At 63.8% G+C, this 13,479-nt stretch carries 8 protein-coding genes; 5 read left to right on the forward strand and 3 right to left on the reverse strand.

Annotation, left to right across the window (positions count from 1 at the left end; translation table 11 throughout):
- Positions 1-2: 2 nt before the first annotated feature.
- Positions 3-5,126, forward strand: a complete 5,124-nt coding sequence (locus tag J4E63_RS12850) for a dermonecrotic toxin domain-containing protein (RefSeq protein WP_207282194.1) — start codon at positions 3-5, stop codon at positions 5,124-5,126.
- Here J4E63_RS12850 and J4E63_RS12855 read toward each other — a convergent pair.
- Both J4E63_RS12855 and J4E63_RS12860 read right to left on the reverse strand, forming a co-directional pair.
- Positions 5,095-6,051: a class I SAM-dependent methyltransferase gene (locus J4E63_RS12855; protein WP_207282195.1), complete on the reverse strand. Its 957-nt coding sequence runs from the start codon at positions 6,049-6,051 to the stop codon at positions 5,095-5,097. The genes J4E63_RS12850 and J4E63_RS12855 overlap by 32 nt on opposite strands.
- A gap of 86 nt (positions 6,052-6,137) precedes the next feature.
- Complete coding sequence (locus tag J4E63_RS12860; protein ID WP_092164422.1) at positions 6,138-6,821, reverse strand: murein L,D-transpeptidase catalytic domain family protein; 684 nt, start codon at positions 6,819-6,821, stop codon at positions 6,138-6,140.
- A 162-nt stretch (positions 6,822-6,983) separates the two neighbouring features.
- Between J4E63_RS12860 and J4E63_RS12865 the strand changes: the two genes are divergently transcribed.
- Positions 6,984-8,546, forward strand: coding sequence for a murein L,D-transpeptidase (locus tag J4E63_RS12865; RefSeq protein ID WP_207282196.1), 1,563 nt, complete (start codon positions 6,984-6,986; stop codon positions 8,544-8,546).
- Positions 8,547-8,548: 2 nt separating this feature from the next.
- Here the strand turns inward: J4E63_RS12865 and J4E63_RS12870 are convergent, their stop codons facing one another.
- Positions 8,549-9,178 (reverse strand): NAD(P)H-dependent oxidoreductase, encoded by a 630-nt coding sequence (locus J4E63_RS12870; protein WP_207282197.1) that lies wholly within the window; start codon positions 9,176-9,178, stop codon positions 8,549-8,551.
- A gap of 82 nt (positions 9,179-9,260) precedes the next feature.
- Here J4E63_RS12870 and J4E63_RS12875 point away from each other — a divergent pair, with 82 nt between their 5' ends.
- From J4E63_RS12875 to nirD, 3 genes are all read left to right on the forward strand, one after another.
- On the forward strand, positions 9,261-9,884 hold the full coding sequence (locus tag J4E63_RS12875) for a TetR/AcrR family transcriptional regulator (RefSeq protein WP_207282198.1): 624 nt from the start codon (positions 9,261-9,263) through the stop codon (positions 9,882-9,884).
- A gap of 529 nt (positions 9,885-10,413) precedes the next feature.
- Complete coding sequence (nirB, locus tag J4E63_RS12880) at positions 10,414-12,975, forward strand: nitrite reductase large subunit NirB (protein WP_103311282.1); 2,562 nt, start codon at positions 10,414-10,416, stop codon at positions 12,973-12,975.
- A complete protein-coding gene (gene nirD, locus J4E63_RS12885; RefSeq protein WP_207282199.1) occupies positions 12,975-13,361 on the forward strand; it encodes a nitrite reductase small subunit NirD in 387 nt (128 codons plus the stop codon). The genes nirB and nirD overlap by 1 nt, the downstream gene beginning before the upstream one ends.
- Positions 13,362-13,479 lie beyond the last annotated feature (118 nt).

Below are 13,479 nucleotides of genomic sequence, written 5' to 3' on the forward strand. Positions count from 1 at the left end.
CCATGTCTACCCTCGATACCCATGTCGAGTTTATCCAGGCCAGGCTGCCCGCCTGGCTGAAACGAGCCCCACGGCCCCAGCAGGAGCGCTTCAGGGTGCTCACCCGGCAACTGCAACACGACAGCGATGCACTCAACGCATTGCTCAAGGACCTGCCCACGCCCTATGCCTTTACCCTCGACCTGCTCAAGGAGCAGCCGCAGGTGCAAGGCTGGAGCCAGGTCAATGGCCGCGGCGATGTCGCGGATGCGCTACGTCGGGCAAGGGTCCGGCGCAGTTCGTTCGTCACGGATCCCTCGCTATCGGTCGTCGAGGCGGCCATGCGCAACTATCCTCCCGACGATGCAGTCACCGGCAGCGCGTTCGATCGAAAAGGCGAGCTTTTCATCAAGGGCCAGCCTGGGGAGTTCTATCGTTGGGGCGCCCCGACGGACACCACGCCGCTGCCCATGACCCCGGCCAGTTTTGCCCGCCTGTGCCGCAGTGTGGATGTGGGCGGGGCTTACCGGCGCTCGCTCGAATGGCGGCTGCCACGTATCGGCCATCAGGTGCCCATCGTCGCCACGGCCTACATGGCCTATGCACGCAGCCAGCTCGCCTATGACGCCTACGAGGCGAAGCTGGATGGACGCCTGGACAACACCGGTGAGCGTTTGCTGGCCCATGTCGGCGTGCAGTTGGAAGATCGGCCCGTGGCGCCGCTGGCCTGCGAGGTCAAGGCGCTGGCGTTGCTGTCGGCGCCGTTGTTCGGCGTTCGGGTGTACTGGGGACTGGAAGGAGATGCCAATGGTGTTCGCCCGATCGTGCTGCACATGCCCCATGATGCAGTGGCACCGCTCAAGCAGTTTCCCAGCTTGCAGGCACTGTCGGCCGAGCTGACTGAGCGGGTCCGCAAACGCAGTTACCGCCAGACCCTGTTGCGTTATCTGCCGCTGCGTCTACAGGCCAGCCTGGGATCGGCCCTGCACGATCAGGTGGAGTGGAAGGTCACGGACAACCTCAACCTCTTCCAGGAAATCCATGCCCGCATCACCGGTTGGCGCGAGGGTGAGCGAGGCGAGGACGACAACCCTCGACGCATTCGGATCCCCACGCCCAAGGTGGCCTGGGGCCTGGATGACCTGCGCGAGGATCCCTGGCACTCCACCTACCATGAATGGCGCGGTCATACCTTGGCCAACGCCTCGGCGTTGATGGTCCCGACCCGGGACCAGGACTGGCGGGCGCTGCTGGCCCGCCTCGAATACTGGGAAGGCCTGGTCGAGCGTTCGCTGATGGTCGCCGCGACCTTTTTCCCGTTCTGCGCGCCGGTGGGCATGGTTGCCGCCGCGGTGGGCGGGGTGCGCCTGGTGTATGAAATATTCGAAGGGATCCAGGCGTTCAATGAAGGTCACGCGCAAGAAGGTATCGAGCATATCTTCAACGCCTTGTTCGGGGTTGCCCAGGGCGCTTACCTGGGCTTCATTGGCGCAGCCATCGAACCCATGCCCGTGGCTGACGGCAGCACCCGCCTTTGGAATGGCGACGTGCGCGCCTTCGAAGCACAGCGCTTGCCTCCGGTGGAGGCCGAGCAGGACGCCTGGGGTGTCTGGCGCACCGCTGACGAGGCCTGGGTGCGGATCGAGGATCGTTACTTCGAGGTCCAAGGCACGCGGGACAAGGTGAATCTGCGCCTGCCTCCCGGGCATAGAGGCGTTGCACCGCCGCTGGAATGGAACCGCACGCGAGGCTGGCAGTGGGCGCATCGCAACCCCTTGCAGCGAAGTGGCCTGGAGCTGTTGCGAACCTTCGCCGAGACGCCCGCCGAACTCGACGACCCTACGATCCTGGCCTTGCAACGCCAGGTCGGTATCAGCGAAGCGCATCTGCGCTACCTGCAAGTGGAGGCGCGGCCAATGCCGGCCATATTGGCCGATGCCCTGGACGAGGCGCGGAACTGGCAATGGGTGCGGCGCACCATCGAACGCCTGCGCCGTGGCGAATCGCCGCAAGGGATGCATTTTCGCATCGTCCAAACCCTCGTGGAGCTGCCGGGCTGGCCGGAAGACATGACCTTGCGCTACCACGATGGCATCAGTCTGTACCCGGTAGGTGATACGGCCGACACCCGCTCGATCCTCCTGACCAAAACCGACCTGGCCCATGACGCCTGGGCCGCTCGCATCCTGGAAGGCTTGAGTCACGACGAGCAGACCGTACTGCTGGGGCAAAGCAGTATCGGCTTGCAACCCCTGGAGCAAAGTCGCCTGTTGGCCAGCCGTTGGGCCGCACGTCTGGAGCGTGACGCCGAGCGGGTGACGATGGCCATGGGCAGGTCCACCCGGCTCGATCCACTGGCAGCGCCCTTGGTCCAGGCATTCCCGAGCCTGCCTGAATCCATCGCCAACGAGCTCGTTCGCGACGTGACAGGCGATGACCGGCTGCGCTTGCTCGAGGGGCGGGTGGCTGGGGACCTCGGCAGGCGGGCGGCCGAAGCGTTGCGTGAGCTGCGCTTGAGCCGTGCGTTGCGCGCCCTGGAACGTGGCGAAAGCAGCGTCGATCGGGATCGCGTCATCATGGGCCTGCTGGCGGATATGCCCAGGCTCCGCGCTCGCCTGCACCTGCGCCTGTGGTTGCGCGAGCTGGCGGATCCGGTCGAGTTGGGGGACGCCGGGCCGCTGAAAGTCATCCGCCAGGAAGGTGAACGGTATCGCCCCTTCGACGAAACCGGCGAAGAACTGGCGAACGCCGTGGCCCTGGAGGCTGCGCTGCTAAGCGCCATGCCGGACGAGGCTCGCAGCGCCCTGGGCCTGAACATCTGGGAGGCGGACCGGCTGCGCAGCCAACTGCTGGCACAGGCCCTGGAAGATCGGCAAGCCCTGCGTCCGTACTTGGCGATGCGTCGCCTGGGCAGCCTCGGGTCTCGCCCGCAATGGTTGAACGGACACCTGGTTTACCCGCTCAGCGGCCGTGGCCGGCTGCCGTTGCAGGAGTGGCAAGGCAGCCTGCGTCAGCGTCTGGAGCGGCTCTATCCCGCCCACGCGGGCAATGCGCTGGAACGGCTGCAGCTTGGCCTGACCGAACAGGCCGGGCTCGAGGGCATCAGCCTCAACGACGTGATCACCCGCCTGGAGCACGAATGGACCACTTTGGACGAGGGGCTGCGTCAATGGGTCGACCAGGAAGGCTTTCATCATCCCGCCGAACAGGTTCTCGACCGTGAGGCACTGGTCGCGCAGCGCCAGGTCATCGCGAGGGAAATCCGCCGGGCCTGGCAACGCGCGCCTGACCCGGGCCGGGAGGGCGCAGAGCTGGTGCTGCGGATAGAGAACATCAACATCGGAAGGCTGCCGCCCATTCCTGTTCGTTTCGAGCATATCGAATCGGTGGTGCTGGCTAACCTGGAGCTGGTCGAGGATCCTTCAGACTTCCTGCGGATGTTCCCCGGCATCGAATCGATGAATCTGCGGGGCAATCACCTCACTGCCGTCCCCGTTGCGGTAAGTGAGTTGCGGGCGCTGGTGGATCTGTCATTGGCCCGCAACCCGTTGCACTTGAACGCGGAAGTGTTTACGCCGCTGCTGGGCGACGATCCCACGATCCCGTTATGGACCCTGGACTTGTCCGGGATCAGCAGCGGCGCGGCATCGGGAACCAACGCCGAGGTGCTTGCCGCCATTGGCAGCCTGGCTTCGCTACCGTCCCTGCGTGAAGTCATATGGACCGACAACCTGGATTTCACGCCCGAGCAGTTGCAGGCCCTGACGGCCACATTGCCCGACCTGCGGGCGCTGAACCTGGCGCGCTGTGGCTTGCGGCTGGACGAGGAGGGCAGCACCTTCCTGCGCAGCGCCACCGCTTTGCAGGAACTGCGCCTGAGTGGAAACAACTGCCGGGACCTGCCGGAGCTCCCCGAGCTTGCAAACCTGATGACGCTGGAACTGGGCAGGACCGGCCTGGATCGGGTGCCCGCGTTGGCCTTGGCGGTGCTGGCCAGGCATTCCGATGTGTTCATCTCCGATACGTTCGTCGTCGATCTCAGCGGCAACCGTATCACCTCTATCCAGGATGACCTGCTCCCTGCGCTCAACCGTTTGCCGAGCCTTGACACACTTGGGGTCTGGCTTGACGACAATCCCTTGCCCAGCGCCCAGATCAATGCCCTGCGCAATGTGTTTCCCGAGGCGTTTCGCTACACCGTCGACGAGTGGCTCTATATTTCTGCCTCGCTCCAAAGGGCACTGGAGGTCGCCCGTGACGATCCCGGGATGCGGGGGTTCATCGATTGGTTTTCTGGTCGCGTCCGCGAAGCCGACGAGGACTCCCCCGCCGGACTGGCGTTTGGCGTTCGCCAGAGGGCCGGGGCGGTTCTGCAGCACTTCATCGGTTATGGAAACGTCTATGGCCGCCTGCCCACCTTGATTGGCGATTTCGATGTGCAACTTCGCCAACTGCGCACGCGCTTGCAAATCCGCAGCCAGGACAGGCAGCAGCCAGACATCGGCGAGCTGGAGCTGCACTTCACGATGTTCGAGTCGGTGATGCGTGCACGGCTGTCCCGGGACGGGGCGCCGTTTGCGAGTTTCCTGGCGGAACACCTTTCCCATTGGGACTTCGCGCTGATGGACCGCTTTATCGACCCGGTGCAACGCCAGGCGCAAATGAGCCGGGAGGCGTTCATCGATTGGCTCAGCGACGCCCAGGATACGTTCAATAGCAACGATCAAACCCCACGTACCGGCGAGATGACCTGGCGACCTTACCTGGGGTTGATGTCCCGCGACTGGCCCGAAGGACTGGCGATCTGGGAAACGGTCGATGACGATTTGGTGAATGCCTTCAGCGAGCCCATCGATCCGTCCCGCTGGCCCCAGGTCATGCTGGACAATCTGGTTTCGCCGGACCCCGGATTACCCAGCCCCTTGGAGCCGGTCACCGAAGGCGAGCGGATCGTCTGGCGTCGCGCGGGGCTCGAAGCCGTCGCCGATGTGGATTGGAGGGGTGGCCAGCCGGTGACGCTCAACGAGGATCAGTTGCGCCGCACCATGGCCATCTACCGTTCGGTCAAGAGCCGGGAGGTCGAGGCCTTGGTGCGCCGGGTGACCAGGAGCCTGGTTACCGCCTGGTGGCCGGTGCTGCCGCTGTGAAGACCAGCGCCTTCAGGCCACATTGCACGTCGGCATCGGGAAACTCCGGTGGGTTGGCCAGGCGCTGCACGAACGTCAGGCCGGGGGCTTCGCGGGTGACGCCGTCGATGAGGAAGTCCGGGCCGGTGGCCGGGTCATTGCTGCAGGCCAGGACCGTGCCGTCGGCCGTCAGCAGTTCCGGCAGGCGGCGCAGGACCCGCTGGTAGTCCTTGGTCAGCAGGAAGCTGCCTTTCTGGAAGGTCGGCGGATCGATGATCACCAGGTCATAGGGTCCGCCGTTGATCACTTTGCCCCAGGATTTGAACAGGTCATGGCCGAGGAAACTCACCTGGCCAAGGTCATGGCCGTTCAGACGATGGTTGTCACGGCCTCGACTCAGGGCCGCCCGCGACATGTCCAGGTTGACCACGTGCCGCGCACCGCCGGCGATGGCCGCCACCGAGAAGCCGCAGGTATAGGCGAACAGGTTCAGCACGCGCTTGCCGGCGGCACTGGCTCGGACCCAGTCACGGCCGTAGCGCATGTCGAGGAACAGGCCGTTGTTCTGTTTCTTGCCCAAGTCGATCCGATAGCGCAGGCCACCTTCGGTCAGGGTCCATTCGTCGATGGGGTCGCCCACCAGCCATTGGGTGAGGCTCTGGGGCAGGTAGCGGTGTTGCACGGCGAGGGTACGGGCGCCGCTGTTTTTCCAGGCGGGCGCGGCGGCAAGGGCGAGCAGCATGGACATCAAGTCATCCAACTGCGTCGGTTCCGGTTCCTTGAACAACGATACCAGCACAATCCCTTGCAGCCAGTCGACGGTGATCTGCTCCAACCCCGGCCAGCAGCGGCCGCGACCATGGAACAAACGGCGGGTTTCTTCCGGCGGGGACGCCAGGGCTGTCAGCAAATGGGTCTGCAGGTCATGTAGAACTTGAGGGGTCATCAGGCAAGGCCAGCGATTCGAAAGGCCGGCATTTTAACCTGTGGCGAGACAGCTTGCTCCCGCTCAGTTACGCAGCGACGGCCTGTTCAGCCACCGCTGGTAGCCAGAATGCTCGCCACCTGTTGCGGCTGGCAGTTGAGATAGGCCGAACGCTTGAGCCAGCCCGGGTCCGGGTACCAGGAAAACATGAATTGGCCGCCCTTGAGCTTGTCGATCACCTGCCGCGCCACTTGCGGGCGCACGGCCGGACAGCCCTGGCTGCGGCCGATACGCCCCTGGCGCACGCTCCACAGCGGATTCACGTAGTCGGCGGCATGGATCACGATGGCCCGGTCACGGGCCAGGTCATTGAAGCCCGGTTCGAGGCCGTCCATGCGCAGTGAATAGCCGTGGGTGCCCTGGTAGCTTTCCTGGGTGCGGAACAGGCCCAGGCTCGACTGATAGCTGCCCAGGCGATTGGAGAATTGCGTGGCGAAATTTTCCCCGGATTTCTGCCCGTGGGCCACCAGGTCGCGCAGCACCAGCTTCTTCTGGCGCAAGTCGAAGATCCACAAGCGCCGGGCCGTGGACGGTTGCGAGTAGTCGATCACCGCCAGGTGACGGGCCTGGCCAGCGCCATTGGCGACCGCGCATTGCATGGCGCTCAAGGCACTTTTGAGCGCCAGGGGATTGAGTTCCGGCGCTGCCTGGGCGAGGCTGTGGTAAAGCGTTTGCGACTTTGCCTTTTTTTCGGCCAGCGCCGGGCTGCAAATGATGCCCAGGCCCAGCATGAGCAGGCAGAATCGGCGCAAAAAGCCCGATACAGGCGAAGGGGTTCCAACGTGGTGTTCGTTCGCGGCATCCCGTCCGATTTCGTTTGTTTGCATGATGGCGGGTCGTACCTGTCGCAAAATTCACCGTCAACGAGACGGCCATGGATTGGAGTAAAGCAGTTGTTCAAAAAGTCCGCATGTTACCTGAGCCTTTTATTGCTCACTGCGCCATTGGTCGCCACAGCCGAAGACAGCGATCCGGCACTCGTGCAGACCACCCTGGCGCAATTGGCGGCCGCGTGCCCGGACGTGGCGGTGGGTGTCGACTTTCCGACGCTGCTCGACTTGCAGGCGTTCTATCAGCAAAACGCAGGCCAGGAAGTCTGGTCGGACGACGAACGACGGGGGGCGTTGCAGGTCCAGTTGCAACAACTGGCCGATGACGGCCTCGATCCCGCGCGCTATGGCTTGCCGGTCGAAGGGGCAACCCAAGTCCCTCATTGTGCCGACATCGCCATCAGCCGGCGCTACCTGCAAGCCTTGCATGACCTGCGTTTCGGCTACCTGCCTCAAGACCGGCTGGAACCGGTGTGGAAGGCCAACCCACCGCCACAGGACCACCCGGCCGTGGTGCTGGCCATCGCCGGGCTCGGCCTGCAGAACCTGGCCGACGCTTTTGAACAGGCGCGGCCGAACCTGGACCTCTACCGCAACCTGCGCGGCCTCTATGCCCGGTTGCGGCAACAGCCTTTAGCCGAATGGCAAGCGGTGCCGGGCGGGCCGTTGCTGCAACCGGACAAACAGGACGCCCGCGTACCCGCCCTGGCCCAACGACTGTTCAACGAGGGTTACCTGAGTACGCCGCCGCAGGTGAGCGACGAGCACTACAGCCCCATGCTGGTGGAGGCGATGAAGAGCTTCCAGACCCAGCATTCGTTGCAGGCCGATGGCGTGGTGGGGCCGTGGACCGTCACCGAGCTGAACATCAGCCCGGCCATGCGCCGCGAGCAGTTGCGCATCAACCTGGAGCGCATGCGCTGGCTGGCCCAGGACGTGGAGACCGACAGTGTCCTGGTCAACGTGGCGGCGGCGCAGTTGACGGTCTACCAGGGCGGCGCGCCGGTCTGGCAAACCCGCACCCAGGTGGGCCGTGCGCAACGGCAGACGCCGTTGCTCAAATCCCACGTTACCCGACTGACACTCAACCCGACCTGGACCATTCCGCCGACCATCATGCGCGAAGATAAACTGCCCGAGATCCGCCGGGATCCGGAGTTTCTCAGCCGCCACAACCTGCGGATCCTCGATGGCGATGGCCTGCCGTTGCTGGCGGAAGACATCGACTGGGAGCACCCGGGCAACCTCATGCTGCGCCAGGATCCAGGTCCGAAGAACCCGTTGGGTAAAATGGCGATCCGTTTTCCCAATCCGTTTTCGGTGTACCTGCATGACACACCGAGCCAGGCGTTGTTCAGCAAAGGCCCGCGGGCCTTCAGTTCAGGCTGCGTGCGGATCGAGCAAGTGATGCACCTGCGCGACCTGCTGGTAAGCCCGGCCGAACGCGCACGTACCGACACGTTGCTGGCCAGTGAGTCGACCCACGAGTTCAGGCTGGCCCGGCCCGTGCCGATTCTGCTGGGCTACTGGACAGCACAAGCGGACAGCCAGGGCCAGGCGGTGTATGTCCCGGATATCTACGGGCGTGACGCGACACTGTCTGCCGCCCGTGGTCGTGCGCTCTGAGCTCAGGCGCATGCGGTCGCAGGCGCGTGGGTGGTTTCGTCGAGCGTTGCGAATAACCGCTGGCCGATAACGCCGGCGGCCTGCAAATGCTGTTGCGGATCGGCGGTTTCCGAGTCGAGCAAACGCTGGGAACTCACTACCCGGGCACCGCAATAACCGAATATGCCATGGTCGATCTGCGTGGTCATCGCCTCACCGTAGCCGTGGCGTTGGAAGCTGTCGGCATCGGCACCACCGACTTCCACCAAATGGACCCGCAGGTGCTGCAGCTTCTGGATAAACGGCTTGTCGAGGCTGAAATCGAACGCCCAGCCGTTGGAAAACACCCGGTCGATCCAGCCTTTGAGCAGTGCCGGCATGGACCACCAATAAATCGGATAGACCAGCACCAACGCGTCGGCACGGTCGATTCTGGCTTGTTCGGCCAGCACATCCGCGGGTGGCAAGGCCTCGCGGTGGTGCACGGCGTGGTCGGCAAAGCTGAAGCGCGGCTCGAAGCCTTCGGCAGCCAGGTCGGCGATCTCGAACGTATTTGCAGGGTTGGCGCGGGTGATGCCCTCGGCGATTTTCCCCGCCAGGCTGTGGGTGAGGGAGCGCGGATCGTGGTGGGTCACAACGATGAGTGCATGCATGGCGAAACTCCTTCTGGTCACGAGGTCTTGATGACAGGTATGCTTAAGTTACGCTTAGTAAGTTACGGTTGGTAAAGTTAGCATGTCAAGCACTGACGAACATTCGCAGGCTTCACCTCGTCGTCGTTTATCCCGGCACGACCGGCAGCGCCAATTGCTGGATGCCGCCTGGCGGCTGGTACGCGAGGAGGGCAGTGACGCCCTGACCCTGGCCCGGCTGGCGGACCAGGCGGGGGTGACCAAACCCATCGTCTACAACCACTTCATTACCCGGTCTGGGCTGCTGGCGGCGCTTTACCAGGATTTCGATGCCCGTCAGACCGCGCTGATGGAGGCGGCCCTGGATGCCAGTGACGCCACCTTGCAAAGCCGGGCGGCGGTGATCGCTTCTTCCTACGTCGAATGCGTGTTGTTGCAAGGGCGAGAGATTCCAGGGGTGATTGCAGCGTTGACCAGTTCGCCGGAGCTGGAACGTATCAAGCGCGAATACGAGGGTATTTTCCTCGACAAGTGCCGCGCGGTGCTGGAGCCGTTCGCTGGCACGAAGGGCATCACCCAGGCCGGTTTGCGGGCGATGCTGGGAGCGGCGGAAGCACTGTCCAATGCCGCCGCTACTGGGGAAATCAGCGCTGACGAGGCGAAGGAAGAATTGTTGGCCAGTATCGTGGCGATGGTGACCAGGACCGCCGATACCCCTTCAAGCTGACCCACCGCTATCGCGAGCAAGCTCGCTCCCACAGGGGAGTTGCGGTGGATTCCGAACTTGAGCCCAACCCTATGTGGGAGCGAGCTTGCTCGCGATGACGGTCCTACGGTGAACGACTGCACTTTTATGAAGCCGCAGGCGGGGTGATCGCACCATCGCAAGGCAGTTGGCGGTGCCTGCGAAACGGCGCAGGAGGCTGGTCAGCTTGCGGTGACTGAGCCGGCGGTTTCGCGGCCAGGCCCGCTCCCACAGGGGATCGTCGGCGAATTCGAGGTTGTGAATCCATTGCGGATGAGGTTTGGCACGCTCGCTGCAAGAGGCTATTCAGGCCCACCGTGAACACAGTCGAGTGGGCAGCCCCGTCGGTCAACGAAGATCGAGCGCCAGCAGGCCGGGGGACAACGGTAGGTCAGGGCGCAGTCGCCGGGCCGATACCGCACAGAACAGGCAAAGACGCCTGGAACCGCAAGGTTTCAGGCGTCTTTTTTTTGCTTTCAAAATCGTGATGGGCTTTTGTCGGGTGCTTTTTATGAATTCCAACGTTGCTTCTCTGAACAAGCTGCAAACGCTGATCGTGATCGGCAATGGCATGGTCGGCCATCACTGCGTCGAGCAACTGATCGAACGCGGTGCCCTCAATCATTACCACGTGCATGTGTTCAGCGAAGAGCCGATGCGTGCCTACGACCGCGTGCACCTGTCCGAGTACTTCTCCGGGCGTGATGCCGAGTCCCTGGCCCTGGGCGAAGCGTCGTTGTACCAGACCCCCGGCGTCACGTTGCACTTGGGCGTACCCGTGCTGGAAATCGACCGCCAGGCGCGGCAGGTCGTCACTGCCCGGGAGCGCCTCAGCTACGACAAACTGGTGCTCGCCACCGGTTCCTACCCGTTCGTGCCACCGATCCAGGGCGCCGAGGGTGACTCTTGCCTGGTCTACCGCACCCTCGAAGACCTGGATGCGATCCGCGCCGCTGCCAGCAATGCCCGCCGCGGCGTGGTGGTCGGTGGCGGCCTGCTGGGCCTGGAAGCGGCCAACGCCCTCAAGACCCTGGGCCTGGAAGCCCATGTGGTGGAATTCGCGCCACGGCTGATGCCAGTACAGTTGGACACTCAGGGCGGCTTGGCCCTCAAGGCGCGCATTGAAAGCCTGGGCGTCGGCGTGCACCTGTCCAAGGGCACCCAGTCCATCAGCGCCGGCGAGCAGTACCGTTATCGGATGAATTTCGGCGACGACGATTTCCTGGAAACCGACCTCATCGTGTTTTCCGCCGGTATCCGCGCCCAGGATGCCCTGGCACGCCAGAGCGACCTGCAGATCGGCCCGCGCGGCGGCGTGGTGATCGACGATCATTGCCAGAGCAGCGATCCGGACATCTACGCCATCGGCGAATGCGCAGCCTGGAACGGCAGCATTTTCGGCCTGGTCGCCCCGGGCTACCAGATGGCCCGCAACGTCGCGGCCCGGCTGTGCGGCGAAAGCGCTGAAGCCTTCACCGGCGCCGACATGTCCACCAAGCTCAAGTTGCTGGGCGTGGACGTCGGCTCCATCGGCGATGCCCATGGCAACACGCCAGGTTCGCGCAGCTTCCAGTTCATCGACGAAACCAGCGCCAGCTACCGGCGGCTGGTGGTGGACGCCACCGGCAAGCGCGTGATCGGCGCGGTGCTGGTGGGGGACAACAGCTACTACGACACCTTGCTGCAATACATGCAGAACGGCATCGCCTTGCCCAAGGATGCCGCCAGCCTGATCCTGCCATCGTCCGAAGGCGCCCCGACCCTGGGCCCGGCGGCGTTGCCCGAAACCGCGACGATTTGCTCGTGCCACAACGTGACCAAGGGCTCGATCTGCTCGGCCATCGACGGCGGCTGTACCGATCTCGGCCAGCTCAAGTGCGACACCAAGGCCGGTACCGGTTGCGGTGGTTGCGCGGCCCTGGTCAAGCAAGTGTTCGAGCACGAATTGATTGCCCGTGGCGTCAGCGTCGACAAGAGCCTGTGCGAACACTTCGCCTACACCCGCCAGGAGTTGTATGCGCTGGTGCGCGTTGAAGGCATCATCAGTTTCGAAGAACTGCTGGCCAAGCACGGTCGTGGTCACACCGGCTGCGACCTGTGCAAGCCGGCGGTGGGCTCGATCCTGGCGTCGTGCTGGAACCAGCCGATCATGGACCCGTCCCTGGTGGCGCTGCAGGACACCAACGACACCTTCATGGCGAACATGCAGAAAAACGGCACCTACTCGGTGGTGCCGCGCATCGCCGGTGGGGAAATCACCGCCGACAAACTCATCGCCATCGGCGTGGTCGCGAAGAAATACGACCTCTACACCAAGATCACCGGCGGCCAGCGCATCGACCTGTTCGGCGCCCAGTTGCACCAGTTGCCGGACATCTGGGCCGAGCTGATCGAAGCCGGTTTCGAAACCGGCCATGCCTACGGCAAATCCACCCGTACGGTGAAATCCTGCGTGGGCAGTACCTGGTGCCGCTACGGCGTGCAGGACAGTGTGCAGATGGCCCTGACCATCGAAGATCGCTACAAAGGCCTGCGCTCGCCGCACAAGCTCAAGTTCGCCGTGTCCGGTTGCACCCGCGAGTGCGCCGAGGCCCAGAGCAAGGACGTCGGCGTGATCGCCACCGAGAAGGGCTGGAACCTCTACGTGGCCGGCAACGGCGGCATGCGTCCCCGTCACGCCGAACTGTTCGCCACGGACCTGGATGACGCCACGCTGATCCGCTACATCGACCGTTTCCTGATGTTCTACATCCGCACCGCCGACAAACTGCAACGGACCTCGGTCTGGCGCGAAAGCCTGGAAGGTGGCCTGGACTACCTCAAGGACGTGATCATCCACGACAGCCTGGGCCTGGGCGCCGAGCTTGAAGCCCAGATGCAACTGGTGGTCGACCGCTACGAATGCGAATGGGCCAACGCCTTGAAGGACCCGGACAAGCTCAAGCGTTTCCGCACCTTCGTCAACGACAAGCGCGGCGATCCGGACGTTCACTTCGTTCGCGAGCGCGGCCAGCGTCGGCCGGTTCACGCCCATGAACTCCACCTGATTCCCGTTACCGAGGAGGTGCTCTGATGAGCCAGTCAAACGTCGTTCGTATTCCCGCCCGCGATGTCGCCCAGGAGCCCTTGCAGTGGCGTGCCCTGTGCAGCCGCGCCGACCTGGTGCCCAACTCCGGCGTGGTCGCCTGGCACGACGGCAGCCAAGTGGCGTTGCTCTATCTGCCGGCACATGAGGACAAGCCGCTGTACGCCATCGACAACCGCGACCCCAAGTCCGGTGCGAACGTCATCGGCCGCGGTTTGCTGGGCAGCATCAAGGGTGACCTGGTGATTGCCTCGCCGATGTACAAGCAGCATTTCCGCCTGGAGGACGGCCATTGCCTGGAGTACCCGGAGCAAAGCCTGCGGGTGTGGCCGGTGCGCTTGAATGGCGATGTGGTGGAGATTGGCGAAGACTGATCCGTGAGTTGAAAGCTGAATGAAAACCTGTGGGAGCGAGCTTGCTCGCGATAGCGGTGCATCAGTCAATACTAATGCTGCTGATCCAACGCTATCGCGAGCAAGCTCGCTCCCACAG

The sequence above is a fragment of the Pseudomonas sp. FW300-N2F2 genome, from assembly GCF_017351655.1.
In the GTDB taxonomy this organism is placed as follows: domain Bacteria; phylum Pseudomonadota; class Gammaproteobacteria; order Pseudomonadales; family Pseudomonadaceae; genus Aquipseudomonas; species Aquipseudomonas fluorescens_AA.

Bases quoted from the DNA above. Each gene is read 5' to 3' on its own strand.
- J4E63_RS12850 (WP_207282194.1), top strand. From the start codon at position 3: ATGTCTACCCTCGATACCCATGTCGAGTTTATCCAGGCCAGGCTGCCC.
- J4E63_RS12855 (WP_207282195.1), bottom strand. From the start codon at position 6,051: ATGACCCCTCAAGTTCTACATGACCTGCAGACCCATTTGCTGACAGCC.
- J4E63_RS12860 (WP_092164422.1), bottom strand. From the start codon at position 6,821: ATGCTGGGCCTGGGCATCATTTGCAGCCCGGCGCTGGCCGAAAAAAAG.
- J4E63_RS12870 (WP_207282197.1), bottom strand. From the start codon at position 9,178: ATGCATGCACTCATCGTTGTGACCCACCACGATCCGCGCTCCCTCACC.
- J4E63_RS12875 (WP_207282198.1), top strand. From the start codon at position 9,261: ATGTCAAGCACTGACGAACATTCGCAGGCTTCACCTCGTCGTCGTTTA.
- nirB (WP_103311282.1), top strand. From the start codon at position 10,414: ATGAATTCCAACGTTGCTTCTCTGAACAAGCTGCAAACGCTGATCGTG.
- nirD (WP_207282199.1), top strand. From the start codon at position 12,975: ATGAGCCAGTCAAACGTCGTTCGTATTCCCGCCCGCGATGTCGCCCAG.